The following is a 315-nucleotide window of genomic DNA, read 5'->3' as shown; positions in this document are numbered from 1 at the left end:
GCCGCCGTACACCGCGACCGAACTCGTAAACAGCACGCGCGGCCGATGTCCGCGTTGCCGGCAGACATCCAGCAGCAGACGCGACGCATCCAGATTGATGCGCATGCCGAGATCGAAATCCGCTTCTGCCTGCCCGCTGACGATGGCGGCAAGATGAAAAATCGCCGCTGTCTGGCCGTCGATCGCGCGCTCGAGCACGCTGCGCTCGGCGATATTGCCGACTTCGGTGCGCACGCGGCTGTTGCTGAAAATGTTGGCCCGACCGAGGTCTAGCCGGCTCTGTACCGTCAGTCCCTGCGGGGCGCCCTTCCGATC

The 315-nt window shown here is 64.8% G+C and carries 1 protein-coding gene; it reads right to left on the bottom strand.

The genetic code is table 11. From position 1 onward, the window contains the following. A partial coding sequence (locus SB822_RS55950) for an NAD-dependent epimerase/dehydratase family protein (RefSeq protein ID WP_410858957.1) occupies positions 1-315 on the bottom strand: 315 nt, incomplete at both ends.

This window comes from Paraburkholderia sp. SIMBA_054, from assembly GCF_046534875.1.
Lineage (GTDB): Bacteria > Pseudomonadota > Gammaproteobacteria > Burkholderiales > Burkholderiaceae > Paraburkholderia > Paraburkholderia hospita.
The sequence above is the reverse complement of the archived record's forward strand: the minus strand, read 5'-3'. Positions and strand labels throughout refer to the sequence as shown.